Below are 22,988 nucleotides of genomic sequence, written 5' to 3'. Positions count from 1 at the left end.
CGCGTGACCGGCCCTCAACTCACCCAGGTCGCCGGCCTGCCGATCGGGGACCCCGATCTCGCGGCCGCGACCAGCGACGGCCTCGACCGGGTCGAGGAGCTGCTGCGCCGCGAGGTGCACAGCGACTACCGCTTCGTCACCGACACGTCGCTGCACCTCATCGAGGCCGGCGGCAAGCGCTTCCGGCCCCTGCTGACGCTGCTCGCGGCCCAGCTGGCCGGCGGCACCTCCGAGGACGTCGTGGTGGCCGCGACGTCGGTGGAGCTCGTGCACCTGGCGACGCTGTACCACGACGACGTCATGGACGAGGCCACGATGCGCCGCGGCGCCGAGAGCGCCAACGCCCGGTGGGACAACACCGTCGCGATCCTCACCGGCGACTACCTGTTCGCCCACGCCTCGCGGCTGGTCTCCCAGCTCGGGCCGGACGCCGTGCGGATCATCGCCGAGACGTTCGCCGAGCTCGTCACCGGCCAGATGCGCGAGACCCGCGGGCCCCGCGAGGGCGAGGACGCCGTCGAGCACTACCTGGCGGTCGTGGCCGAGAAGACCGGCTCGCTGATCGCCACCTCGGGCCGCTTCGGGGCGATGTTCGCGGGCGCCCCGGACGAGCACGTGACGGCGATGCGGCGCTTCGGGGAGATCATCGGGACGGTCTTCCAGGTCTCCGACGACATCATCGACATCGCCTCGCCGTCCGGGGACTCGGGCAAGACCCCGGGCACCGACCTGCGCGAGGGTGTCGCGACGCTGCCGGTGCTCTACACGCTGGCCGGCGACGGTCCCGAGGTGGCGCGCCTGCGCGCCCTGGGCGTCGGGAGCCGGGAGCTGGCCGACGACGAGGTCGACGAGGCGCTGGAGCTGCTGCGCGGCTCGGCGGGCCTGCACGAGGCCCGCGCAGCCCTCGACGCCCGCGCCGACGCCGCCCGCGCCGAGCTCGCCGCCCTCCCGGACGGCCCCGCCCGCCGCGCCCTCGCGGCCCTCCTCGACTACACCGTCGCCCGCACCGGCTGATGGGCCTCCGGCCCACGTGAGTGATCTGGGTCGTCCGGACGACCCGGATCACCCACGTGCGCGCAGCGCATCGGCGGTGAAGAGGGCCAGGGCGGCCCAGACGAGCGCGACCCCGATCCACCGCGAGGTCGGCATGGGCTCGCCGGCGACCACCACGCCCCACAGGAACTGCAGCGTCGGGTTGATGTACTGCAGCACGCCCAGGGTGGCCAGGGGCAGACGCCGGGCCCCGGCGGCGAAGAGCAGCAGCGGGATCGCCGTCACCGGTCCGGCGGCGACGAGCAGTAGCGCGTGGCCCGCGCCGAACCCGGTGAACGTGCCCGCGCCGGTGATCTGGAGCCCGACGAGGAAGACGATCGCGAGCGGGCCGAGCAGGAAGCCCTCGGCGGTCAGCCCGGGGATCGGCTCGAGCGGGACCCGCTTCTTGACCAGCCCGTACAGCCCGAAGCTGACAGCGAGTGTCAGGGTGATCCACGGCAGCTGCCCGGTGCCGACGGTCAGGACCACGACGGCCGCCGCGGCGAGCCCGATCGCGAGCCACTGCACGGGGCGCAGGCGCTCGCGCAGCACGACGACCGCGAGCAGCACCGACACCAACGGGGTGCCGTAGTAGCCCAGGGCGGCGTCGACGACGTGGCCGTTCGTCGTCGACCAGATGTAGGTGCCCCAGTTGACGGCGATCAGCACCGAGCCCGCGGTGATCAGCGCCCAGGTCCGCCGGGACAGCCCGCGCAGGTCCACCCAGCGCCGGGCGACCGTGATCACCAGCAGCATGCCGAGGAACGTCCACGCCACGCGGTGGGCGACGGACTCCACGGCGTCGGCCGGCGCGAGCAGCGGCCAGAACGCGGGCGAGAGGCCCCACAGCACGTACGCGCCGACCGCGGCGGCGTACCCGCGTCCGGGCCCGCCGGGGTGATCCGCGCCCTTCTGCCGACCTGTCTCGCTCGCCGGCGCGAAGCTCATCGGTGCACCCCGTCCTCGAGGTCCTGCTCGCCCGGCGCGCACGGGGCGACCGCCCCGGCGACCGCGGTGACCCGCACCGCGTCGTGCTCGCCGTCGAGGGCGGGGGGAGCCGGGCGACGCTGTCCGCGGGCATGGCCGCCGAGCTCGCCGCGCAGGGCTTCGGCCACGCGTTCGACGCCGTGTACGGGGCGTCGGCCGGAGCGATCAACGGGGCGTGGTTCGTCGCCGGCGCCGCCGACGACGGCGCGGCCGCGTGGTCGCGGCCGGGGGTGATGCGCCGTGTCACGGGTGTCGCGCGGTTCCTCGTCGGGCGCCCGTTGGTGGACATGGCCTGGGTGGTCGACCACCTCTACGAGCGCGTGGTCCCGCTGGACTGGGATGCGGTCCGGGGCGCGCCGACGGAGCTGCACCCGATGGCCACCGACGCGGACACCGGTGCGTCGGTCGACCTGCGCCCGCTGGTCCACGACACCCCCACCCTCAAGGCCGCGCTGCGGGCGTCGACCCACCTGCCGATCCTCGGCGGGCCGCCCGTCGAGCTGGCGGGCCGGCGCTACCTCGATGCCGCGCTGGCCGAGACGCTGCCCTACAGGACACCGCTGGGCGACGGGGCGTCGCACGTGCTGCTGCTGCGGACGCGGCGCGCGGACGACCCGGCCCGCCCGCCGTGGCGCAGCGGCGACCTGCTCGCCCGGATGCTGCTCACGCGCACCGCGCCGGGCGCGGCCGCCGCCTGGCGGACCCGGCACGCTCGTCAGCTCGCCGACGACGCCGACCTCGCGGGTCCGGTCGCCGCCCGGGTGCAGACGATCCGCCCGCCCGCCGGCAGCCGCGACGTCGGCCAGCTCGAGACCGACCCCGGAGCGCTGGACGACGCGGTGGCGACGGGCCGGGCCGCCGTGCGCGCCTGGTGCGCGCACGGCTGACCCCCGGCCCGTCGTCCTACTGCTCGTTCTCGGGCTCCGGCATGACCGCCCAGGTGTCCTTGCCGCGCAGGAGGGCCTCGAGGTTGTCGCCCCGCTGCTCCGCCTGCTCCGTGGCAGCCTCGACCTGGGCGCGCGCGCCGTCGTCGTAGGTCGGGCGGTCGACCTTGCGGAAGATCCCGGTGACGGTGTGCGTGAGGTCCTGGTCGGAGAGCCGCGAGAGCGCGAAGGACTGCGTCGGGTCCTCCTCGCCGGCACGGTGGACGACGACGGCGTCCTCGCCGACGTCGGCGACCTTGGCCACCTCGAGCCCGCCGGCGGCCGACCGGACCACGCCGTACTCGCCGTCGTTGCCGAAGAGGATCGGTTCGCCGTCGACCAGCTTGATCAGCCGCTCGGCCACGTCGTCGCCCTTGCGCAGGACGTCGAACGAGCCGTCGTTGAAGATCGGGCAGTCCTGGAAGATCTCGACCAGCGACGCGCCGCGGTGGGCGGCGGCCTGGCGCAGCACCTCGGTGAGCCCCTTGCGGTCGGAGTCGAGCGCCCGCCCGACGAACGTCGCCTCGGCGCCCAGCGCCAACGACACCGGGTTGAACGGCGCGTCGACCGAGCCCATCGGCGTGGACTTGGTGACCTTGCCGACCTCGGAGGTCGGCGAGTACTGGCCCTTGGTCAAGCCGTAGATCCTGTTGTTGAACAGCAGGATCGTGATGTTCATGTTGCGGCGCAGCGCGTGGATCAGGTGGTTGCCCCCGATCGACAGCGCGTCACCGTCGCCGGTGACGACCCAGACCGAGAGGTCCGGGCGCGTGACCGCGAGGCCCGTCGCGATCGTCGGCGCGCGCCCGTGGATCGAGTGCATGCCGTAGGTGTCGAGGTAGTACGGGAAGCGCGACGAGCAGCCGATGCCCGAGACGAACACGATGTTCTCGCGCTTGAGCCCGAGCTCGGGCAGGAAGCCGCGCACCGAGGCGAGCACGGCGTAGTCGCCGCAGCCCGGGCACCAGCGCACCTCCTGGTCGGAGGTGTAGTCCTTGGCCTTCTGCGTGTCGTCGGTGGTCGGGACGAGGTCGAGACCCCCGACGCCGGGCGTGGGCAGGTCTGTAGCCAGAGAGGTGTGGGGGCCGGTCATGCGGGCAGGTCTCCCTTCACGGCGTCGGTGAGGACACCGGCGAGCTCCTCGGCCTGGAACGGCAGGCCGGCGACCTTGGTGTACGAGTGCGCGTCGACGAGGAACTTCGCGCGCAGCAGCATCGAGAGCTGGCCGAGGTTCATCTCCGGCACCACGACACGGCGGTACGAGCGCAGCACGTCACCGAGGTTGCGGGGCATCGGGTTGAGGTGGCGCAGGTGCGCCTGGGCCACCGACAGGCCCGCGGCCCGCACGCGGCGGCAGGCCGCTCCGATCGGGCCGTACGACGAGCCCCAGCCGATGACCAGGACCTCGGCGTCGCCGTCGGGGTCGTGGACGGTGAGGTCCGGCACCGGGATGCCGTCGATCTTCGCCTGGCGCAGCCGGACCATGCGGTCGTGGTTGTCCGGGTCGTAGGAGATCGTGCCCCGCCCGTCGGCCTTCTCCAGGCCGCCGATGCGGTGCTCGAGCCCCGCGGTGCCCGGGATCGCCCAGGGGCGGGCGAGGGTGTCGGGATCGCGCAGGTAGGGCCAGAACTCGCCGGACCCGTCGGGCGCGTTGGCCTCGGTGGCGAATGCCGTGGACAGGTCGGGCAACGAGTCGACGTCGGGCACGCGCCACGGCTCGGAGCCGTTGGCGATCGAGCCGTCGGAGAGCAGGAAGACCGGCGTGCGGTAGGTCAGCGCCATCCGCACCGCGTCGAGCGCGGCGTCGAAGCAGTCCGCGGGCGACTGCGGCGCGATGATCGGCACCGGGGCCTCGCCGTTGCGCCCGTACATCGCCTGCAGCAGGTCGGCCTGCTCGGTCTTCGTGGGCAGTCCCGTCGACGGGCCGCCGCGCTGCACGTCGAGGATCAGCAGCGGCAGCTCGAGGGCCACCGCCAGGCCGATCGTCTCGGACTTGAGCGCCACACCCGGCCCGGACGTCGACGTGACGCCCAGCGCACCGCCGAACGACGCGCCGAGCGCGGCACCGATGCCGGCGATCTCGTCCTCGGCCTGGAACGTCGTGACGCCCATGCCCTTGTGCTTCGAGAGCTCGTGCAGGACGTCGGAGGCCGGCGTGATCGGGTAGGTGCCCAGGAACACCGGCAGCTTCGCCTGCAGACCGGCGGCGACGACGCCGTAGGCCAGCGCGAGGTTGCCGGTGATCTGGCGGTAGGTGCCCTCCGCGAGGCGTGCCGGGGCGACCTCGAAGGTGACCGCGAAGCTCTCGGTGGTCTCGCCGTAGTTCCAGCCGGCCCGGAACGCGAGGATGTTGGCCTCGGCGAGGTCGGGCTTCTTGGCGAACTTCTCGCGCAGGAACTGCTCGGTGGCGTCCGTGCCGCGGTGGTACATCCAGGACAGCAGCCCGAGCGCGAACATGTTCTTCGCGCGCTCGGCGTCCTTCTTGCTCATGCCCGTCGGCTCGAGCGCACCGCGCGTCAGCGTCGCCATCGCGACCTTGTGCGTGGTGTAGGGCTCCAGCGAGTCGTCCTCGAGGGGGTTCGACTCGTAGCCGACCTTCGCGAGGTTGCGCTTGGTGAACTCGTCGGTGTTGACGATGAGCATCCCGCCGTGCGGCAGGTCGGCGATGTTCGCCTTGAGCGCCGCCGGGTTCATCGCCACGAGCACGTCGGGGCGGTCGCCGGGCGTGAGGATGTCGTAGTCCGCGAAGTGGAGCTGGAAGCTCGACACCCCGGGCAGCGTGCCGGCAGGGGCCCGGATCTCGGCGGGGAAGTTGGGCAGCGTCGCGAGGTCGTTGCCGAACGCCGCGGCCTCCGAGGTGAACCGGTCGCCGGTGAGCTGCATCCCGTCACCGGAGTCGCCCGCGAAGCGGATCACGACCCGATGGGTCTGGCGCACCTCCCGTCCGGCCGGGCCGACGTCGGTGTCAGTGCTCATCGAGCGATCGCGTCCCTTCAGACTCCTCGATCTCGTCCCCCCGGAAAAGAGCGGACTACCCAGGCTAACCTCACCGCCGCGTCACGGTCCGGCGGCAGGTCGTGGGTCACACGCTGGACCGAAAAAGGCACGTCACGCACGCGCTGCGTTCGCCGGAGCGGCACGGGGTCACGTCTTGCCGGTCGCGCGGCGCACGCGGGCGAGGCCCTCGCGGAACCCGTCGGAGCGCAGCGACTCGAGCTGGGGCCCGACCTCGACGGCCACGGCGTCGCGGTGCCGGTCCAGCTGCCCGGTCGCGCGGATGCTCGCCTTGGTGGCGACGACGAGCTCGCGGGGCGCCGCCGCCGCGGTCGCGGCCATGCGCAGGGCCTCGGCAACGGCCGCCGACCGCCCGTCGGCACCCTCGCCCGTCGCCACCCGCAGCACCAGACCCAGCTCGGCGGCGCGCGCCGCGTCGAGACCCTCGCCGCCGAGCAGCATCGCCGTCGTCACCTGCGGCCCGACGATCCGCTGCGCCATCCACGTCATGCCGCCGCCGGGGTGCACGCCGAGGCGCAGGAAGCCGGGCTCGAAGCGGGCGGTCTCGCCTGCGATGCGCACGTCGGCGGCGAGCGCGAGGTTCAGCCCGGCGCCGACCGCGGGCCCGTCGACCGCCGCGAAGGTCGGCAGCGGGCACTCCGCGAGCGCGAGGAAACCGGCGTAGATGTGCTGCAGCGCGTCGGGACCCGCCTCGCCGGCCGCGGCCAGCTCGTCGAGGTCGCCGCCGGCGCAGAAGGCGGGCTTGGGGTCGTCGTCGCCGGTGATCACCACGGCGCCGACGCCCTCGTCGGCCCCGACCTCCTCGAGCACGGCGACGAGCCGCTCGGAGAGCGCGCCGGTCATCGCGTTGCGGCGCTGGGGGTCGGAGACGGTGAGGAGAGCGACACCGTCGAGGCGTTCCACACGGACGTCCGGGGAGGTCATGGGCCCAGCATGCCGTCCGCGTGACGCGGCTCGCGGCCCGGGAGTCGTTGCCATGGGTAACGTGCGGCGCGTGCCGATGTCGATCGAGCCGCCCGCGGACGCCGCGGCGCCGCAGCGCAACCCCAAGGCGCCGCCACCCGGTGAGCGGACCACCTCGCACTACGAGGGCTGCCGCGGCTGCGGCGACGTGCCGGGCAGCCTGCGGGTCCGGTCGTGGGTCGGGGACGACGGGGTGTCGGTGATCAGCCGCTTCGACGTCCTGGAGGAGCACCAGGGGGCGCCGGGCCTGCTGCACGGCGGGATGCTCATGACCGCCCTCGACGACGCCCTCGGGACGGCCTACACGCAGGTCACCCGCTCGGCGGTGACGGCGCGGCTCGAGACCGACTTCCGCCGCCCCGTGCCCGTCGGCAGCACGCTGTGGCTGCGCTCGCGCGTCGACGCCCTCGTGGGCCGCAAGATCTACGTCTCGGGCGAGGCCCACCTCGGCGAGCTCGACGGCGAGGTCGCCGGCACCGCCCGGGCGCTCTTCCTCGAGGTCGGTGTCGAGCACTTCCTGCGCCACGGCCGCCCCGAGGACCTCGAGGCCCTGGGCGCGAGCCGCGAGGTGATCGAGGCGGCACGCACCGCGCGCTGAACGCGGGCACCGCCCTCCGCCGCTTGTGCCAGCCCTGCGGCCTCGCTTGCGCTCAACGCCAGGATCCCCACATCGTCGCCGGGTCGTGCCAGCCTGGGGGCCATGCTGACGTTCAACGTCAGGAAATCCACCCGCTCGTGGGGCTCTTGACGCGTCGCGGGGACCAGCGCTGAGATCGTCGACAGCGTCGCGTCCGGGCCGGTGTCAGACCGGCGGATGGAGGCGCCGGAGCCCTGGAGTCCACACCCCATGGCTGTTCGTATCGACCACCTCGCGCTCGCCGCGCACGACGCCCGCGAGTCCGCCCAGTTCCTCGCCGACATCCTCGGGCTGCCCGATCCCTACGAGGCGGGCCCGTTCCTCGCCGTCGACGTCGACGAGACGTTCACGATCGACTACGCCGCGCCGCCGATCGACTTCCCCGGCCAGCACGTCGCGTTCCTGGTCGGCGAGGACGACTTCGACGTGATCCACGCCCGGCTGGAGCACCGCGGCGTCACGTACTGGGCCGACCCGCACCAGCGCTGGGCCGGGCAGTACAACACGAACGACGGCGGCCGCGGCCTCTACTTCGACGACCCCGCCGGCCACCACCTCGAGGTCATCACGCGCCGCTACGGGTCCGATGGCTGACGTCCGGCGGGCCGGGGTCGCCGACGCCGCGACGGTCGGGGCGCTGCTCCACGACTTCAACACGGAGTTCGACACCCCGACGCCCCGCGCCGACGTCCTGGCCGGGCGGCTGCGGGCGTTGCTGGCCGGGGACGACCTCGTCGCCCTGCTCCACGGGGACCCGCCCGACGGGTTCGCCGTGGTGTCGTTCCGGCCCAACGTCTGGTTCGACGCGCCGGTGGCCCTCCTCGACGAGCTCTACGTGCGTCCCGATCTCCGCGGCCGGCGCATCGGGCACGCGCTGATCGAAGCCGTCGAGGCGCTGGCGGAGGACCGCGGCGGCCGGATCGTCGAGGTCAACGTCGACGGCGAGGACACCGACGCCCGTCGCTTCTACGCCGCCCACGGCTACGCCTTCATCCAACCCGGAGCGACGGAACCGAGCTACTACTACGCCAAGGAGTGGTGAGGAACCCCGACGTCGACCGGGGGCCGACCCCGAGGCGCACCCCCGATACCGACGCCACCGTGGGTCCATGGACCTCAGCTCCCGCCAGACCGTGCGGGCCACCCGCGTCTTCGTCCGCGCCGAGCAGGAGGCGGCCCGCAGCGGCGACACCCGTCTCGGCACAGCGCACCTCCTGCTCGCCCTCGTGCGCGACGAGCGCGACCACGGCGGCGGGCTGCTCGACGCCCTCGACCTCGACCGGGCCCGCACGTACCTCGCCGCCTCCGGTGTCGGCTACCGCGATCCCGGGCACCGGCCGTGGCGCCCCGGTGCCGTCCTCGCTCTCGCCACGGCGCTCCGGCTGGCCGACGAGGACGCGGAGCCGACGGTGGGCGTGCGCCACCTCCTGCTCGGTGTCCTCGCCGACGACGCCGAGGACGCTCCGCGGCTCCTGCGCGCGCTACACCTCGACGTCGACGCGATCGTCGCCGCCGCCCGGAGCGACCTGGCTCAGCCCGGGACCGCGGCGATCGCGGCGCGCACCTGGGCGGCGTCGAGGTAGTCGTCCGTGTGCTCGAACTCGCCGAGGCGTCCGCTGCGGTCGGTGAGGAAGCCGAGCCGCACGGGGTTCTGACCCTCCACCGCCCGCAGCGTCCAGCTGGTGGCGACGCGGGCGACGGCGGCGGGCGATCGCAGCGCCCAGAGGTGGTACGCGCCGGTCACGGCCGCGGCCGGCAGGCCGGCGAGGTCGAATCCCAGGGGCTTGGCGACGGCGTCGGCGCCGCCGAGGTCGACGACGAGCCCGAGGTCCCGGTGGCGGTAGTCGCGCGTCGGTCGTCCCGCGAGGCTCGCCGCGACGTTGTCGGCGGCCACCGGTGCCTGGCGGGTGGCGTGCTGCGCGGTGGGTGGGCAGGTGGCGCCGCCGCCGGTGGCGAGGTCGGGCACGGCCGCGGCGTCGCCGAGCGCGAACACCTCCGGGCGTCCGGGCACCGCGAGGTCGGCCGCGACGACCAGCCGGCCGTGCTCGGTCGCGGCGTCGAGGTGCCCCACGAGCGGGCTGGGCGCGACGCCGGCGGTCCAGATCAGGGTCGAGGTGGCGAGACGGCGTCCGTCGGAGAGCGTCACGGACTCGTCATCCGCAGCGGTCAGGCTCGTCACCAGGTCGACGTGGACCCCGCGGGCCTCGAGCACCCGCCGCGTGTCGTCGCCGAGACGGTTGCCCATGCCGGGCAGGAGGCCGTCGTGGTGCTGCACGACGTGCCACTGCATGAGCGACGGGTCGAGCCGGGGGAACCGCCGCGCGAGCGCGGTGGTCATCAGCTGCATGTTCGCCGCGGTCTCGACCCCCGCGTAGCCCCCGCCCACGACGACGAAGCGGCAGCGCCGTGCGCGCTCGTCGGGGTCGGTGGAGGCGTTGGCGACCTCGAGCTGGGTCAGGACGTGATCGCGCAGGAACGCGGCCTCGGCGAGGGTCTTGCACCCCCGCCCGGACTCCCGCAGCCCCGGGATCTCCATGACCTTCGTGACGCTGCCCGGCGCGAGCACGAGCCGGTCGTAGGCGAGCACGTGGTCGCGGCCGGTGATGCTGTGGACGAGGACCCGGCGCGCGTCGAGGTCGACGCCCGTCGCCCGCCCGGGCAGCAGCATCGTGCGCTTGAGTCGCCGTGACAGCGACACCACCGCGGCCCGCGGCGGCAGCACGCCGGCCGCCACCTGGGGCAGCAGCGGGAGGTAGAGCATGTAGTCGTCGGGGCAGACGAGGCGGATGTCGGCGGTCGGCGCGAGCTTCTCCAGCCGCCGCGCCACGCTCGCGCCGGCGAACCCCCCGCCGACGACGACCACGCGTTCGCCCATGCCGTCCTCCCTCTCCACGCCGCCACCGCCCGACGTGCGGGACCCCTGCCGGTTGCCTGCGGCGGCCCGGAACGACCCTGATGAGTGGTTGTCCGGGAATCCCCTAACGCCCTCGAGGTCCCCGGCGACAGTGGCGGTGAGTGCGGTCGCACTCGCGCCACATCATCACTCGGGGGAATCATCGTGCCTGCTCACCGCGCCGCTCGCCGGACCCGTCGCCTCCACGTCGTCGCCCTCGGCGGGCTGACGCTGCTGGCGGCCGTCGGCCCCGGAACGGGCGCCGCGTTCGCGGCCGGGTCGGACGTGAAGAACTGCGACGACTTCCAGTACCAGGAGGACGCGCAGGACGAGTACAACGACGACACGACTGACCCGAACAAGCTCGACGGGAACGACGACGACGGACGGGCGTGCGAGAGCCTGCCCTCCCGTGAGGCGATCACCGATGTCTCCCTGGACAGCGACGCCCCGGACGATGACTCGGCCACGTCCACGGGCGGGCACACCTGGACCGCCGCGGACACCTCCGACGAGAGCTCGACCAGCACCCGCGACCGCGACTGCGCCGACTTCGACTCCCAGGCCGAGGCCCAGGCCGTCCTCGAGGACCACCCCAGCGACCCCGAGCGGCTCGACGCCGACGACGACGGCATCGCGTGCGAGTCGTTCGGCTACGCCGACGAGGTGGAGACCGCGCCCGCGGCGGTGACCGAGCACGAGAGCGCCCCGGCCACCCAGGACAGGGCGCCCGCCTACCCCGTCGGCGGCGTGGACGCCGGCGACGGCAGCGCGCCCGCGGGCGTCCCGGACCTCCTGACCTACGGCCTGCTCGGCTCCGCGGCCGTCGCCGGCGCGGTCGGCGCCCGCCACGCCCTGGCCGGCGGCCGCCACCGCCGGGCGTGAGCCGTGGCTACCGCGTGACGGTGATGTCGCCGGCGACGCCGTCCGGGAACGAGGCGGGCGGCGTGCCGTTGCTGCAGGTCAGCTCGGGGTCCTCGGCGAACACGGCGGCCTGGTCGAAGGTCGTCACGCCGTCTCCGACGTCGCGGATGTAGAAGTTGGCGCGGAGGCCCGGCGTCCCGTCCCGTTCGATGTTGACGCAGTAGAAGTCGCGTCCGTCGCCGGGCGGGCGGATCTCGCGGACAGGACCGGTCGGTCCGAGCGCCAACGTGGCCACGCCGTCGACCTGCCCGCCGACCGAACGGGCGTCGACGACGATGACACCGACCACCGTCGTCAGGGTCCCCCGGATCAGGAGGTCCCCGTCGGACGGCGGTGCGTGGTCATCGCCCCGGCACTGCGGAGCCTTGCTCTCACAGGCGGCGGCCCGGGGAGCGCCGAGGGGCTCCGGCCCGAGACCGAGCAGCGACCCGACCACCGCCGCGGTCACGGCCAGCATCACGAACGTCGGCCTCATTCGTACCCTCCACGTGGTCGCGAGCGCGGGGCGCGTCGGGTCCACAACGAGGGCCGAGGGTGGTGGGTTATCGGCGCCGGTCAGCGGTAGTTCGTGAACTGGAGCGCGATCTCGAAGTCGCGCTCCTTGAGCAGGGAGATGACGGCCTGGAGGTCGTCCTTCTTCTTGCCCGTCACCCGGAGCTGGTCGTCCTGCATCTGGGCCTGGATGCCCTTCGGGCCCTCGTCCCGGATGGCTTTCGAGATCTCCTTGCCCTTGTCCTTGCTGATGCCCTGCACCAGGGTCCCGGTGACCTTGTAGGCCTTGCCCGAGAGCCCGGGCTCGCCGATGTCGAAGGCCTTCAGCGAGATGCCGCGCTTGATCAGCTTCTCCTTGAAGACCTCGATCGCGGCGTTGCAGCGCTCCTCGGTCTCGGCGCTGACGGTGATCGCCTCCTCGCCGGCCCAGGAGACGTCGGCACCGGTGCCGCGGAAGTCGAACCGCTGCGAGAGCTCCTTGCTCGCCTGGTTCAGCGCGTTGTCGACCTCCTGGCGGTCGACCTTGCTCACGACGTCGAACGAGGGGTTGGCCATCGTCGTCCTCCCTGACGTGTCGGCCGGGCGTGCGCACCGGGGGGCCGCCTGCGTCGACGGCGAGCCGGCATCTGTATTCTTGCCGACGTCATCCTGCGGGGTGGCACACCCTGGCGGGTTGCCCGAGCGGCCAATGGGAGCGGACTGTAAATCCGTCGCGAAAGCTTCGAAGGTTCGAATCCTTCACCCGCCACCACCAGGCCCATCGCCTCGCTGACCAGCGACGATGGGCCTGATTCATGATCAGGGCCATGTTCGGCTCCGTCCGGCCGTGACCGGCCCTGCGTGGGTGTCCACGGACTATTCACGGACGGGCTGCTCACCTCGCCCTGGCATGACCTCCTTCAGGAACGTGCCCCACCGACGTGGCGGCCCCCCCGACCGAGTGATGACCTCGATGATCGAGCGCGGGTGCTGCGGCGCGATGGCCTCGCGGACCAGGAGGTCGGCGAGGTCAGCGCGCGAGGTGTACTTACCGGGAAGGCGCCGGGTCGCGACCTCGTAGTCCTCGGTGGGCCCGACCGCGTTGAACAGCCCCGCCGGGCGAACGACCGTCCAGTTGAGTCCGCTTCTCTTGACGATCTCCTCCATGCGCTGCATGTCGTCGTACAGCGTGCGACCCACGGTGTTCCGCAGGAGGGGGATGACGCCCCTGCGCCAGAACACGGACTCGCCAGGTTGCTCCTCCGTTGCCACTGTCGTGGAGCTGACGCAGACCAGGCGCTCGACGCTGTGAGCGGCCATCGCACGGGTGATGTTCTCGATCCCTCGCGAGTACACCGTGATCTCGGTCCTGCTGTAGGGCGCCCCGAACGTCGAGATGACCGCCCCGGCCCCGGCGAGCGTCCGCTCGACGCCGTTGCGATCGGTGACGTCCGCAACGACCACGTCGAGCCGCGGTGCGGTCAGGGGGTACTGGTCGGGCTGGCGTCGTGTCACCGCAGTGACGTGGTGACCGACCGTCAGGGCCTGTTCGACGACCAGTCGGCCCGTGGGTCCGTTGGCTCCGAAGACGACGAGGTCCACGAGCACTCCTTCCATCGAGATAGCGGCCGGCTTCCGACCCTCACGGCGGACGGTCCACTCCGAGGGCCTCATCGATCCGTCGACGAGCGGCGTTCTCCTGGCCGACGATGCACGTCGCGTGTACCCGCAGATTCGGCGGCGACCAGAGCAACGACCTGCGACCACCAGCCTTCTCACTCGAAGCGAGGCGTGAGGTACCTGGCGACGATGCTCGAGAGGGCGGTTCCGTCGTCGGCCACCAGGACGTGACCCTGCGGATCGTCGACCCACCAGCGGAGCCGCTCGGCCACGCCTCCGTCCTGTCGGTAGCTGAGCTGTTCCAGCAGCTCGGTCACGGCGTCCGCGTCGCGCTCGCGAGCTGCCCTGATCTCGAACTCCACCCAGCCATGGTCGCCTACTCGGGCCACCGGGGTCGGGGAAGCGCAGGAGACGGGCTCCGCCCGGACCCGGCACCACCCGGAGATCAGCGGGGAGGGCACCAGACGGCGGCGGCCTCCTCGCGGCGCGCCGGAGGCCAGCCAGACCGCGGGTCGCTCCGTGCCAGGCGGAAAGGAGTACCTGGCACTCCGGACCCACGTGATCGGACCGCGTCAGCGGCCGAGCACCGCCGGCGCCGTCAGACGGGGCTCGGCGACGAGCTCCGGGGGCCCGTCGCCGCGGAACTCCACCCCCTGGAACGCGGTCGGCGCGCTCGCGAGGTCCATCCAGTAGAAGCGCAGGATCGTGCCGTCCGGATCCGTCACGTCGACCACCGCCTCGTGCGGCGCGCGGTCCTGGATCCCCGTGCACTCCGCCCCGAGGGCGGCGCAGCGCTCGCGCACGACCGCGAGACTCTCGCGGCTCTCCATGTGCATCCCGACGACGTCGAAGCCGGTCAGGTCGGACGCGCTCGCGCAGTACTGCCGCAGGCGCAGCGCGACGTTGAACCCGCCCTCCTCCGACCGCAGGACCGCCCCGCGCAGCTCGCCGTCCTCGACGAACTCGTAGGCCAGGGCGAGGTCCATCAGGCGGCAGTACCAGTCCACGCTGTGCTGCAGGTCGGTGACCGGGAGCTTGATGTGCAGCAGCTTCGTCATCCCGATGGCCACGGCGGTCTCCTCGCTCGCGATCTCCTCGTCGACGTGGGGACGAGTGTGCTCCTGCGAGGTGCGCCGCGTCGCTCCTCCTACGCGGCGAACTCCGTCAGCGAGAGGTTGTTGCCGTCGGGGTCGCGGAACCACGCGATCCGCGCGCCGCCGGGCGCGGTCCAGATCCCGCGGTCGTCCTGGCCCATGCCCTCGTAGCGGGTGACGGTCACCCCGCGGCCGGCGAGCTCGTCCACGGTGGCGGCGATGTCGTCGACCGCCCAGCCGAGCACCGTGTACGGCACCGCGGCGGGGACGTCGACGGCGGTGATCCGCAGCATCGTCCCCGCGACGTCGGCGACCAGTGCGAACGGTCGCTCGTCGACCAGGTCGAGCCCGAGGACGTCGCCGTAGAACTCCTGCGCGGCGTCGAGATCGGACACCCCGACGAACCCCATCAACCGCCCCTGCACGCGCCCAGCATCCACCGCGGGGCAACACCTCGGCCGCCACTACCGTCGCCGACCGTGATCCTTCCCCTGCCGCCGGACCGGCACGCGGAGGCCGTCGCGCTCTGGCGCGCTGCCGGGCTGACCAGGCCGTGGAACGACCCCGACGCCGACCTGCGGCGGGCCGTCGACGGTCCCACCTCGACCGTGCTCGCCGCGCTCGAGGACGACCGGCTCGTCGGGACGGTCATGATCGGCCACGACGGGCACCGCGGCTGGCTCTACTACCTCGCGGTCGACGAGGGGTTCCGGCGCCGCGGCGTCGGCCGCGCGCTCGTCGCGGCCGCCGAGGCGCGGCTCGGCGCGCACGTGCCGAAGACCCAGCTCATGGTGCGCGGCGACAACGCCGCCGCCGTCGCGTTCTGGGAGCGCCTCGGGTACGCCGTGCAGGACACCGCCGTGCTCGGGCGGTTCCTGGCCCCGTGAGGCGTCGCGCTCAGCCGAGCCGTTCGGCGGCGACCTCGACCCCGGGGCCGGTGAGCGCCGCGAGCCCCACCGAGCGTCCCGTCGCCACCAGCAGCAGCTCGCCCGCCGGGCCGTGCACCTCGCGGTCGCCCTCACCGAACGACGCGTCGATGTCGGTGGGGACGAGGCGCAGGCCCTCGAGCCGCTTCTTCGCGCCGTAGAACGACGACGCGCACACGTGGTGGAGGGCGAGCGCGGCGTGCTCCGGCGGCATCGGCAGCGTCCGCCCGAGCGGCCGGGTGATGTCCTGGCCGTGCACCATGACGTCCACGAGCGGGTCCGCGGGCTGGGTGCCCAGGGGACGCTGCGCCGAGGAGATCGTCTCCCGGTACTGGGCGGCGAGCTCGCCGGGGGAGTACTCCGCCGCCCGAGCGCGGGACGTCTTGTCGATCATGCGGTTGATGTCGCCCCGCGCGGCCAGCACGGCCTTGACCGCCTGGAAGCGCGAGAGCCGCGAGGTGAGCGTCATGTGCGCGACGACGTCCTGGACGGTCCATCCCGCACAGAGCGACGGCGAGCGCCACTCCTCGGGGGTGAGGGTGTCGAGGACGTCGGCCAGTGCACGACGCTCCGCTTCCACGGCGGCCTGCAGGTGGGCACGGTCCACGGCGCGCTCCTGGGGTCGGGGGACGCGACGCTAGCGGTGCAGGCCGTCGAGGTACATCGTCATCCGGACCGTCGTCCCGCCGTCGCGCGTGCTGTGCAGCCGGACGAGGTCGCAGAGGTGATGGGTGAGGTACAGCCCGTAGCCGCGGCCGTCCGACGGGCCGGGCGGGTGACGCCCGACGAGCGGATCGTCGACGTATCCCGAGTCCTGGATCTCGGCGACCACCCGGTCGTCGGTGTGCCAGAGCGAGAGGATGCCCGGTCCGTCGGTGTGCACCACCGTGTTGAGGGCGACCTCGTGCACCGCCAGGCAGAAGTCGGTGACGCGGTCGGGCGTCATCCCGGCCTGCGTGGCGTGCTCGGCGACGGCCCGGCGGACGGCACGCGGGCCGTGCGGCGGCCGGAAGACCAGGGTCTCGCTCTCGTCCGGCCCGTCGAGCAGCGGGCCGAGGACGGCCTCGGCGAGCTTCAGAGGGTCGCCGAAGCTCGCGTTGGCCACGGGCGTCCCGTCCTCGACGACGAGCGGGTGCACGGCGCGGGCGTCGGCGAGGCCGTCCGCGTCGAGGAGCCGCGTGTCGTACGGGCAGAGCACGGAGACCGGACGGTCGGCGAACGCGAGGTTGGTCAGCGCGTCGTGCTGCAGGTAGGCAGCGCGCTCGTCGGCGGGCCGGTCGGGCCACAGCGCCTCGGCGACCGCGCGGACGCGGCGCCCCGGACGGTCCTCGACGAACTTCTGCAGCGCGGGGACCAGGCGCGCCGGGTTGAGCCCCAGGCGCCGCACGTCCTGCAGGACCACGGCCCGTGCGTCGTCCCCCAGCGCGTCGTGGACGAGCGACAGGTGCCTCTCGGGCAACGCCACGACCACCGCGTCGTCGGCCTCGAGGCCGCCACGGACATGGCCGACCACGTCCCGCACGAACTGCTCGTCGCCGTCGTAGAAGAAGACTGCGTGCTCGAGGGACGCGACGTCGCGGCGATGTCGCCCGCGGATCTCCGACACAGTCACCCTCGCACCACCCCGCTCCGTGGCGGCGTCCTTCCGTTGCACCGATCCTGGCCGTTCCGCACTCACCGACGACACCCGATACCGCCCAGTGGGCCGGCCGATGCGTCGGACGGTCGTGTCCGTTGGGCACGCTGGGTCACAGCGCGCTACACCCGAGCTACACCGCGTCGGCGCCGCGTTCACCGGTGCGGACGCGGGTGACGAGATCCACCGGGACGATCCACAGACGGCCGTCCGGGTGCACCGCGCCCGCGACCTCGCCGAGCACCCGCTCGACGATCTCGTCGTGCAGGATCGTCTCGATGCGCAGGCAGGGCGCGAACTCGTCGACGACGACCTGTCCACGGTGGATCGCGCGCCGGCCGCCCGAGTTGGGGCCGCGCACCTCGGAGATGGTCATCCCGAGCACGGCGTGACGCTCGAGGGCGCGCCGCACGCCGTCGAGGGCGTGCGGCGGGACCATCGCGTGCAACATCCTCACCGCGGCTGCCCTCCCTCGTCCCCGCGGACGCTACGGGGCCGGGCGCCCCGAGGCGAGGGCGTGCTGCCTAGGCTGCCGCGATGGCTGATCGGATCGCTGAGTCGCCCGCGCCGGTCGTGCTCGTCCTCGGTGGCCGCAGCGAGATCGGGGTGGCGCTCGCCTGCCGCCTCGCCGCCTCCGGCCGCGCCGGGACCGTCGTGCTCGCCGCGCGGCGCGCGGACGACCTGGCCGCCGAGACCGCGGCGGTTCGCAGCGCCGGCGCCCGGGTGGCGACCGTGGAGTTCGACGCCGACGACCTCGGTGCGCAGGGCGCCGTGCTCGACGCGGTCGAGGCGGATCACGGGCTGCCCGACACCGTCGTGCTGGCCTTCGGCGTGCTGGGCGACCAGGCGCGCGCCGAGCGGGACGCCGCGCACGCCGCCGCTGTCGTGCACACCGACTACACCGCACAGGTCGCGGTGCTCACCGAGGTCGCGGCGCGGATGCGCGCCCGGGGCCGCGGCGAGATCGTCGTGTTCTCGTCGGTGGCCGGCGTGCGGGTGCGGCGTGCCAACTACGTCTACGGCTCGGCGAAGGCCGGGCTCGACGGCTTCGCCTCGGGCCTCGCGGACGCCCTGCACGGCAGCGGGGTGCACCTCACGCTCGTGCGCCCCGGGTTCGTGGTCGGGCGCATGACCGCCGACAGCGGGATCGATCCCGCGCCCTTGTCGTCCACTCCGGGCCAGGTGGCCGACGCGACCGCCGACGCCCTGACCACCGGTCGCGACGTCGTCTGGGTGCCGGGCTCCCTGCGCGTGCTGTTCACGGGCCTGCGCCTGCTGCCCCGGTGGGCCTGGCGACGCCTGCCGCGGTGAGGGGGCTGCGCCCCACGTGAGGGATCTGGGTCGCCGGGGCGACCCGAATCCTCACGTGCGCGTCAGCGCCTCGTGATCTCCGCCGAGGCGCCGGGGGCGAGCTGCGGGCCGGTGACCGGGACGTCGCCGAGCGCGTCGTCGATGGCGGTGAGGGTGTCGGCGCTGAGCTCGATCCCGGCCGCGGCGGCGTTCGCGTGCACCTGCTCGGGACGCGACGCCCCGACGATCGCCGACGCCAGCTCGGGCCGCCGCAGGACCCAGGCCAGCGCCATCTCCGGCATCGAGAGACCGGCACCCTCGGCGATCGGCACGAGGCGCTGCACGGCCTCGAGCGTCCGGTCGGTGAGCTTCTGCTTGATGAAGCCGTTCATCTCGTCGCTGGCGGCCCGCGAGTCGACGGGCACCGGCTCGCCCGGGCGGTACTTGCCGGTGAGCACGCCCTCCGCGATCGGCGACCAGACGATGTTGGAGATGCCGTGCTCCGCGGTCACCCCGAACACCTCGGCCTCGGGCGCGCGCCAGAGCATCGAGTACTGGGGCTGCGAGGACACCAGCGTCACGTCGTCCGGGCACGCCTCGAGGCCCGCGCGGATCTGGTCCGGGGTCCACTCGCTGAAGCCCAAGTAGCGGGCCTTGCCGGCGCGGACGACCTCGGCCAGCGCCTCCATCGTGTCCTCGATCGGCGTCTGCGCGTCGAAGCGGTGGCACTGGTAGAGGTCGACGTGGTCGGTGCGCAGACGCGCGAGCGAGGCGTCGATCTGCTTCGCGACCTGGGTGGGGGAGAGCCCGCGGTCGGTGTCGGACATCGGGAAGTAGACCTTGGTGGCGAGCACGTAGTCCTCGCGCCGGTAGTCGGAGAGGATCCGGCCCCAGGCCTCCTCGGCGGCACCGCGCCCGTAGACGTTGGCGGTGTCGAAGAACGTGATGCCGGCGTCGAACGCGGCGCGGGTGCACGCGGCGGTGGCGTCCGCCTCGACACCTCCGGAGTAGGTCAGCCACGAACCGAGGGAGATCTCCGAGACCTGCAGGTCGCTCGTACCGAGCTGGCGAAGGCGCACCCCGCCACCGTAGGCCGGAGACGTCGGCACGGCCCGCGCGGAGATCAACACTCCTATTGGACGGAAGCTCCGGTCCGGTCGTCGCATGTTGTCGACCGGTCGACGCAGTTCACGATGACCGACGTGTGAATTGCCGCGACAGCGGCTTTCGCCGTCCCGAACGACTGGCACGATGGGGCCACGAACTCGCGAGGGTGGTCCCGAAGAGTCCCCGGCAGAGCCGCTGCGGACCGTCGTGTGGACCTCCTCGGGTCCTCGACCGTCCGCACGCCGTAGGGGTTACGTGAACATGTTGCTGGCGCCGCTGCGCCCTCTGGCCGACGTCCTCGATCTGACGGCCGAGGCGGTCGCCGCCGTCGGCACGGTCTCGGTGGCGGCCCTGGGGGTCGTGCTGGCGCGCACCTCCGAGTCGTCGGACGCGCCGCGCCTGCAGCTCGTGGGCCGCTCGCCGGAGGTCTGAGCCGCCCCTAGCGCGGCGTCGGCTCGTCGCGCCCGCGCAACAGCTCGTTCAGGGTCCGCAGCTCGTCGCGGATCTCGGTGAGCAGGTCGGGGATCTCGTGCGTGCGCTCCCAGTGGGGCGTCACGTCGATGCCCAGCTCACCGAGCTCGCGCTGGTAGAGCTCCGCGAGCAGCGTCCGGTAGGGCTCGTCCGGGATGGTGCCGTTCTCCCACCGCGACAGCTGTGTCTTGAGGCTCGCGGCGCTGGCCACGTCGACCTCGCCCCGCTCCGCGAGCTCCCGTAGTCGGGCGACGGCCGTCGTCTGCGACCACCCCCGGTCGCGCCGGGCATCGCGCAACGAGACCACGTCGTCACAGTAGACGACGCCCACGCCAGCAGGGCTTCTCTCTAGCGGCGCCGGGGAGAGCGGGAGGCCCGCTTCGGGGCGGGCAGCCGCGACGACTTCCGCGTCGGCCGCGCCGCCGCCGGCTTCGCCGCAGGCGTGTCGTCGCGGTTCTCGTCGCCGGCCTCGCCCACCGACGGCGGGAGCTCGGTCACCGACGGACGGACGGGCTCCACGGCCCGGCGCGGCGCGGACCGGGCGGGGCGCAGGACGCGCCGGCTTCCGGGGCTCCCGCCCTCGACAACGGCCGGGGCGTCGTGGTGGTCCAGGAACGCGCACAGCCGGGCCCACGTCGTGTGCTTGGCGGCCCGGCCGGCAAGGACGCCGAGGTGTCCACCGGGGGCCGTCGTCAGACGCGTCGGCGCGCCCGTGAGACGACGCGCGCCGGTGCGGACGGCGCGGGGCGGGACGACGCGGTCGTTTTCGCCGGCGACGAGCAGCGTGGGCCGCTGCAGGTCCGCCAGGTCGATCACCCGGTGGCCGACGGGGACGCGGCCCACGGCGAGGTCGGCGGGGTCGACCATCGCGCGGAAGTAGCTGCCGACGTAGCGCGCCTGCTCGCCGATGATCGCCCGCAGGTCGTCGACCGCCTCGAGCTGGGCGAGGAAGTCGCGGTCGTCGAGCCGCGCGATCATCGTCAGCGGTGCGGTCAGGAGCTCGTCGAGCGAGCCGAGGCCGAGGGCGCTGATCAGCCGGGGCAGCGGCATGATCGCCAGGAGCGTCTGCAGCGTCGCCAGGACCGGCCCGCCGGCCGCCACCGCCAGCGGCTGCGCCCGGACCACCGGCGGCACCTCGTCCAGCGCGAACGGCGTCGCGATCGCCGTGACCGAGGCGAGCGGGAGGTCGGGGTGCCCCGCGGCGCTGAGCACCCCGTGCAGGCCGCCGATCGACCAGCCGACCAGATGCACCGGGGCGCCGTCGTGGTGACGGCTGACCGTGCGCACGACGTGCGGGAGGATCTCGTCGACCCACCGCTCGAGGTCGGCCGGGCCCGGCGCGATCGCGCCACCGAACCCGACGAGGTCCTCGTCGTCGACCTGGTGCACCGAACGGCCCTCGCCGACGAGGTGCTCGACGAGGCTGTTGCCACGCCGCAGGTCGAAGGCGACGCCGCAGGCACCGAGCGGGGACACCAGCAGCACCGGCGAGCCCCGCAGCCGCGCGGTGGGGTGCACGGCGTAGCGGTAGGTGCTCACCGATCCGGAGCGCGCGAGCCCGAGTGCCCGGCCCACGCCGCCCGCGCCCGGGTCGCCCGGACCGGTGTCGAACGCCGAACGGGGCATGCGACGCAGGTCCGCGAGCGGCCCCTCGAGCACACGGGCACGCACGTTGTCGACGGCACGCCACGCCCCGGCCGGGGTCAGGATCACGGCCCCTCCTCTGCGCTCCGCGCTCGTGAGCGCTTACCCGTGCCGGAGCGCCGCAACGCACGCACACGGCCGAACGTCGAACCCTAGGCCTGGTGGACGACTCCGGCCTCCTGCAGTTTCGCGACACGGTCCGGAGCGATGCCCCAGTCGGCCAGGGCCTCGGCGGAGTGCTGCCCCGGTGCCGCGGGCGCGGACGGCGTGGCGCTGGGCGTGCGGTCGAAACGCGGCGCAGGCGCGGGCTGGCGGACGCCGAACGCGTCGATGAACAGCCCGCGGGCCCGGTTGTGGGGGTGCTCCTGCGCCTCGTCGATGTCGAGCACGGCGGCGACGACGGCGTCGGTCGGCTCGAGGTCGGCGGCCCACTCGTCGCGGGTGCGCGTGGCGAACACCTCCGCGAGCCGCCGGTGGAACTCCGGCCAGCGGGCCATGTCCCACTGGTTGCTCGCGATGTCCTCGCCCTCGAGTCCCAGGTGCGTCATCAGCTCGGCGTAGAACTGCGGCTCGATGGCCCCGACCGCGACCCAGCCGCCGTCGCTGCAGCGGTAGTGCTCGTAGAACGGCGCGCCGCCGTCGAGGAGGTTCTGGCCCCGAGGGTTGGGCCACATGCCGCCCGCCCGCATGCCGTAGACCATGGCCATCTGCAGGGCCGCGCCGTCGACGATCGCGGCGTCGACGACCTGTCCGCGCCCCGACGTCGCGCGCTCCACCAGCGCCCCGAGCACGCCGACGACGAGCAGCATCCCGCCGCCGCCGAAGTCGCCGACGAGGTTGATCGGGATCGCCGGGGCGCCGTCGGGCCCCTCCATGTGTGCGACGACGCCGGCCGTCGACAGGTAGGTCAGGTCGTGCCCCGCGCGCGAGGCGTTCGGCCCGTCCTGTCCCCAGCCGGTCATCCGGCCGTAGACGAGGCGCTCGTTGCGGGCGTGGCACTCGTCCGGACCGAAGCCGAGGCGCTCGGCCACGCCCGGCCGGTAGCCCTCGAGCAGGACGTCGGCGCCCTCGACGAGGTCGAGCAGGACCTCCAGGCCCTCGGGCGACTTGAGGTCCAGCGCCACCGAGCGGCGACCGCGCGCCAGCACGTCCTTGCTCGCGTTGCCGATCGAGAGCCCGCGGCCCCCGGCCGGCCGGTCGACGCGCAGGACGTCGGCGCCCATGTCGGCGAGCATCATCGCCGCGAACGGCCCGGGGCCGATCCCGGCCACCTCGATGACCTTGACGCCGTCCAGCACACCCATGGGGCCCGATCTCCTCTCGCCGCGGTCGTGGCGGGGGTGAGCCTACGAGAC

28 protein-coding genes and 1 tRNA gene are annotated in these 22,988 nt (G+C 73.6%); 11 read left to right on the top strand and 18 right to left on the bottom strand.

Annotated elements, in window-relative coordinates; all coding sequences use genetic code 11:
• The first annotated feature begins 3 nt into the window (after positions 1-3).
• Positions 4-1,014 carry a polyprenyl synthetase family protein gene (locus PH189_RS21505; RefSeq protein ID WP_378014982.1) on the top strand — a complete coding sequence of 337 codons (1,011 nt, stop codon included), beginning with the start codon at positions 4-6 and terminating at the stop codon, positions 1,012-1,014.
• Positions 1,015-1,062: 48 nt separating this feature from the next.
• On the opposite strand, the gene rarD is transcribed toward PH189_RS21505, so the two are convergent.
• Complete coding sequence (gene rarD, locus PH189_RS21500; RefSeq protein ID WP_274190865.1) at positions 1,063-1,980, bottom strand: EamA family transporter RarD; 918 nt, start codon at positions 1,978-1,980, stop codon at positions 1,063-1,065.
• A 2-nt stretch (positions 1,981-1,982) separates the two neighbouring features.
• On the opposite strand from rarD, the gene PH189_RS21495 reads away from it, so the two are divergent.
• Positions 1,983-2,906 (top strand): patatin-like phospholipase family protein, encoded by a 924-nt coding sequence (locus tag PH189_RS21495; RefSeq protein ID WP_274190864.1) that lies wholly within the window; start codon positions 1,983-1,985, stop codon positions 2,904-2,906.
• Between the two features lie 16 nt (positions 2,907-2,922).
• On the opposite strand, the gene PH189_RS21490 is transcribed toward PH189_RS21495, so the two are convergent.
• The 3 genes from PH189_RS21490 to PH189_RS21480 form a co-directional block, all read right to left on the bottom strand.
• Positions 2,923-4,035, bottom strand: a complete 1,113-nt coding sequence (locus PH189_RS21490; protein ID WP_274190863.1) for a 2-oxoacid:ferredoxin oxidoreductase subunit beta — start codon at positions 4,033-4,035, stop codon at positions 2,923-2,925.
• Positions 4,032-5,918, bottom strand: coding sequence for a 2-oxoacid:acceptor oxidoreductase subunit alpha (locus tag PH189_RS21485; protein WP_274190862.1), 1,887 nt, complete (start codon positions 5,916-5,918; stop codon positions 4,032-4,034). Before PH189_RS21485 ends, PH189_RS21490 begins: the two co-directional genes overlap by 4 nt.
• A gap of 168 nt (positions 5,919-6,086) precedes the next feature.
• Positions 6,087-6,881 carry an enoyl-CoA hydratase-related protein gene (locus tag PH189_RS21480; protein WP_274190861.1) on the bottom strand — a complete coding sequence of 265 codons (795 nt, stop codon included), beginning with the start codon at positions 6,879-6,881 and terminating at the stop codon, positions 6,087-6,089.
• Positions 6,882-6,957: 76 nt separating this feature from the next.
• Here PH189_RS21480 and PH189_RS21475 point away from each other — a divergent pair, with 76 nt between their 5' ends.
• The 4 genes from PH189_RS21475 to PH189_RS21460 all read left to right on the top strand — a co-directional run bounded on the left by PH189_RS21475 (position 6,958) and on the right by PH189_RS21460 (position 9,140).
• On the top strand, positions 6,958-7,518 hold the full coding sequence (locus tag PH189_RS21475; RefSeq protein ID WP_274190958.1) for a PaaI family thioesterase: 561 nt from the start codon (positions 6,958-6,960) through the stop codon (positions 7,516-7,518).
• A gap of 249 nt (positions 7,519-7,767) precedes the next feature.
• On the top strand, positions 7,768-8,151 hold the full coding sequence (locus tag PH189_RS21470; protein ID WP_274190860.1) for a VOC family protein: 384 nt from the start codon (positions 7,768-7,770) through the stop codon (positions 8,149-8,151).
• Positions 8,144-8,599, top strand: coding sequence for a GNAT family N-acetyltransferase (locus PH189_RS21465; protein WP_274190859.1), 456 nt, complete (start codon positions 8,144-8,146; stop codon positions 8,597-8,599). Before PH189_RS21470 ends, PH189_RS21465 begins: the two co-directional genes overlap by 8 nt.
• Before the next feature lie 67 nt (positions 8,600-8,666).
• Positions 8,667-9,140, top strand: a complete 474-nt coding sequence (locus PH189_RS21460) for a Clp protease N-terminal domain-containing protein (RefSeq protein ID WP_274190858.1) — start codon at positions 8,667-8,669, stop codon at positions 9,138-9,140.
• On the opposite strand, the gene PH189_RS21455 is transcribed toward PH189_RS21460, so the two are convergent.
• Entirely contained in the window at positions 9,089-10,432 is a 1,344-nt protein-coding gene (locus tag PH189_RS21455; RefSeq protein WP_274190857.1) for an NAD(P)/FAD-dependent oxidoreductase, read from the bottom strand. The genes PH189_RS21460 and PH189_RS21455 overlap by 52 nt on opposite strands.
• A 183-nt stretch (positions 10,433-10,615) precedes the next feature.
• Between PH189_RS21455 and PH189_RS21450 the strand changes: the two genes are divergently transcribed.
• On the top strand, positions 10,616-11,335 hold the full coding sequence (locus PH189_RS21450) for an excalibur calcium-binding domain-containing protein (RefSeq protein ID WP_274190856.1): 720 nt from the start codon (positions 10,616-10,618) through the stop codon (positions 11,333-11,335).
• A 7-nt stretch (positions 11,336-11,342) separates the two neighbouring features.
• Here the strand turns inward: PH189_RS21450 and PH189_RS21445 are convergent, their stop codons facing one another.
• Entirely contained in the window at positions 11,343-11,849 is a 507-nt protein-coding gene (locus tag PH189_RS21445; protein ID WP_274190855.1) for a hypothetical protein, read from the bottom strand.
• 80 nt (positions 11,850-11,929) lie between these two features.
• Positions 11,930-12,421: a YajQ family cyclic di-GMP-binding protein gene (locus PH189_RS21440; RefSeq protein ID WP_274190854.1), complete on the bottom strand. Its 492-nt coding sequence runs from the start codon at positions 12,419-12,421 to the stop codon at positions 11,930-11,932.
• Positions 12,422-12,533: 112 nt separating this feature from the next.
• On the opposite strand from PH189_RS21440, the gene PH189_RS21435 reads away from it, so the two are divergent.
• Positions 12,534-12,617: transfer RNA gene (locus PH189_RS21435), tRNA-Tyr, on the top strand.
• Positions 12,618-12,721: 104 nt separating this feature from the next.
• Here PH189_RS21435 and PH189_RS21430 read toward each other — a convergent pair.
• The 4 genes from PH189_RS21430 to PH189_RS21415 form a co-directional block, all read right to left on the bottom strand.
• Entirely contained in the window at positions 12,722-13,447 is a 726-nt protein-coding gene (locus PH189_RS21430; RefSeq protein ID WP_274190853.1) for an NAD(P)-dependent oxidoreductase, read from the bottom strand.
• A gap of 173 nt (positions 13,448-13,620) precedes the next feature.
• Positions 13,621-13,782 carry a hypothetical protein gene (locus PH189_RS21425; protein WP_274190852.1) on the bottom strand — a complete coding sequence of 54 codons (162 nt, stop codon included), beginning with the start codon at positions 13,780-13,782 and terminating at the stop codon, positions 13,621-13,623.
• A gap of 255 nt (positions 13,783-14,037) precedes the next feature.
• Positions 14,038-14,535, bottom strand: a complete 498-nt coding sequence (locus tag PH189_RS21420) for a VOC family protein (RefSeq protein ID WP_274190851.1) — start codon at positions 14,533-14,535, stop codon at positions 14,038-14,040.
• 77 nt (positions 14,536-14,612) lie between these two features.
• Positions 14,613-14,984 carry a VOC family protein gene (locus PH189_RS21415; protein ID WP_274190850.1) on the bottom strand — a complete coding sequence of 124 codons (372 nt, stop codon included), beginning with the start codon at positions 14,982-14,984 and terminating at the stop codon, positions 14,613-14,615.
• A 54-nt stretch (positions 14,985-15,038) separates the two neighbouring features.
• Here PH189_RS21415 and PH189_RS21410 point away from each other — a divergent pair, with 54 nt between their 5' ends.
• Positions 15,039-15,446 (top strand): GNAT family acetyltransferase, encoded by a 408-nt coding sequence (locus PH189_RS21410; RefSeq protein ID WP_274190849.1) that lies wholly within the window; start codon positions 15,039-15,041, stop codon positions 15,444-15,446.
• A gap of 10 nt (positions 15,447-15,456) precedes the next feature.
• On the opposite strand, the gene PH189_RS21405 is transcribed toward PH189_RS21410, so the two are convergent.
• The 3 genes from PH189_RS21405 to PH189_RS21395 all read right to left on the bottom strand — a co-directional run bounded on the left by PH189_RS21405 (position 15,457) and on the right by PH189_RS21395 (position 17,572).
• A complete protein-coding gene (locus PH189_RS21405; protein WP_274190848.1) occupies positions 15,457-16,092 on the bottom strand; it encodes a maleylpyruvate isomerase family mycothiol-dependent enzyme in 636 nt (211 codons plus the stop codon).
• A gap of 30 nt (positions 16,093-16,122) precedes the next feature.
• Positions 16,123-17,097: a sensor histidine kinase gene (locus PH189_RS21400; protein WP_274190847.1), complete on the bottom strand. Its 975-nt coding sequence runs from the start codon at positions 17,095-17,097 to the stop codon at positions 16,123-16,125.
• 157 nt (positions 17,098-17,254) lie between these two features.
• Positions 17,255-17,572 (bottom strand): P-II family nitrogen regulator, encoded by a 318-nt coding sequence (locus tag PH189_RS21395; RefSeq protein ID WP_274190957.1) that lies wholly within the window; start codon positions 17,570-17,572, stop codon positions 17,255-17,257.
• An 86-nt stretch (positions 17,573-17,658) separates the two neighbouring features.
• Here PH189_RS21395 and PH189_RS21390 point away from each other — a divergent pair, with 86 nt between their 5' ends.
• Positions 17,659-18,432, top strand: coding sequence for a decaprenylphospho-beta-D-erythro-pentofuranosid-2-ulose 2-reductase (locus tag PH189_RS21390; RefSeq protein ID WP_274190846.1), 774 nt, complete (start codon positions 17,659-17,661; stop codon positions 18,430-18,432).
• A gap of 62 nt (positions 18,433-18,494) precedes the next feature.
• On the opposite strand, the gene PH189_RS21385 is transcribed toward PH189_RS21390, so the two are convergent.
• On the bottom strand, positions 18,495-19,490 hold the full coding sequence (locus PH189_RS21385) for an aldo/keto reductase family protein (RefSeq protein WP_274190845.1): 996 nt from the start codon (positions 19,488-19,490) through the stop codon (positions 18,495-18,497).
• Positions 19,491-19,773: 283 nt separating this feature from the next.
• Here PH189_RS21385 and PH189_RS21380 point away from each other — a divergent pair, with 283 nt between their 5' ends.
• The gene (locus PH189_RS21380; RefSeq protein WP_274190844.1) at positions 19,774-19,950 is read left to right on the top strand and encodes a hypothetical protein; all 177 of its coding nucleotides are present in this window, start codon (positions 19,774-19,776) and stop codon (positions 19,948-19,950) included.
• 7 nt (positions 19,951-19,957) lie between these two features.
• Here PH189_RS21380 and PH189_RS21375 read toward each other — a convergent pair whose 3' ends face one another.
• From PH189_RS21375 to PH189_RS21365, 3 genes are all read right to left on the bottom strand, one after another.
• A complete protein-coding gene (locus PH189_RS21375) occupies positions 19,958-20,320 on the bottom strand; it encodes a helix-turn-helix domain-containing protein (RefSeq protein WP_274190843.1) in 363 nt (120 codons plus the stop codon).
• Between the two features lie 17 nt (positions 20,321-20,337).
• Entirely contained in the window at positions 20,338-21,702 is a 1,365-nt protein-coding gene (locus PH189_RS21370; RefSeq protein ID WP_274190842.1) for an alpha/beta fold hydrolase, read from the bottom strand.
• Between the two features lie 83 nt (positions 21,703-21,785).
• Positions 21,786-22,937: a CaiB/BaiF CoA transferase family protein gene (locus PH189_RS21365; protein ID WP_274190841.1), complete on the bottom strand. Its 1,152-nt coding sequence runs from the start codon at positions 22,935-22,937 to the stop codon at positions 21,786-21,788.
• Between the last annotated feature and the right edge of the window lie 51 nt (positions 22,938-22,988).

Source organism: Actinomycetospora chibensis, from assembly GCF_028737215.1.
Classification (GTDB): Bacteria; Actinomycetota; Actinomycetes; order Mycobacteriales; family Pseudonocardiaceae; genus Actinomycetospora; species Actinomycetospora chibensis.
This window is presented reverse-complemented; position numbering and strand designations above follow the sequence as displayed.

Excerpts from the sequence above, each read along its gene's own strand:
- rarD (WP_274190865.1), bottom strand. The coding sequence starts at position 1,980 with ATGAGCTTCGCGCCGGCGAGCGAGACAGGTCGGCAGAAGGGCGCGGAT.
- PH189_RS21490 (WP_274190863.1), bottom strand. The coding sequence starts at position 4,035 with ATGACCGGCCCCCACACCTCTCTGGCTACAGACCTGCCCACGCCCGGC.
- PH189_RS21485 (WP_274190862.1), bottom strand. The coding sequence starts at position 5,918 with ATGAGCACTGACACCGACGTCGGCCCGGCCGGACGGGAGGTGCGCCAG.
- PH189_RS21480 (WP_274190861.1), bottom strand. The coding sequence starts at position 6,881 with ATGACCTCCCCGGACGTCCGTGTGGAACGCCTCGACGGTGTCGCTCTC.
- PH189_RS21475 (WP_274190958.1), top strand. The coding sequence starts at position 6,958 with ATGTCGATCGAGCCGCCCGCGGACGCCGCGGCGCCGCAGCGCAACCCC.
- PH189_RS21470 (WP_274190860.1), top strand. The coding sequence starts at position 7,768 with ATGGCTGTTCGTATCGACCACCTCGCGCTCGCCGCGCACGACGCCCGC.
- PH189_RS21465 (WP_274190859.1), top strand. The coding sequence starts at position 8,144 with ATGGCTGACGTCCGGCGGGCCGGGGTCGCCGACGCCGCGACGGTCGGG.
- PH189_RS21460 (WP_274190858.1), top strand. The coding sequence starts at position 8,667 with ATGGACCTCAGCTCCCGCCAGACCGTGCGGGCCACCCGCGTCTTCGTC.
- PH189_RS21455 (WP_274190857.1), bottom strand. The coding sequence starts at position 10,432 with ATGGGCGAACGCGTGGTCGTCGTCGGCGGGGGGTTCGCCGGCGCGAGC.
- PH189_RS21445 (WP_274190855.1), bottom strand. The coding sequence starts at position 11,849 with ATGAGGCCGACGTTCGTGATGCTGGCCGTGACCGCGGCGGTGGTCGGG.
- PH189_RS21440 (WP_274190854.1), bottom strand. The coding sequence starts at position 12,421 with ATGGCCAACCCCTCGTTCGACGTCGTGAGCAAGGTCGACCGCCAGGAG.
- PH189_RS21395 (WP_274190957.1), bottom strand. The coding sequence starts at position 17,572 with ATGTTGCACGCGATGGTCCCGCCGCACGCCCTCGACGGCGTGCGGCGC.
- PH189_RS21390 (WP_274190846.1), top strand. The coding sequence starts at position 17,659 with ATGGCTGATCGGATCGCTGAGTCGCCCGCGCCGGTCGTGCTCGTCCTC.
- PH189_RS21365 (WP_274190841.1), bottom strand. The coding sequence starts at position 22,937 with ATGGGTGTGCTGGACGGCGTCAAGGTCATCGAGGTGGCCGGGATCGGC.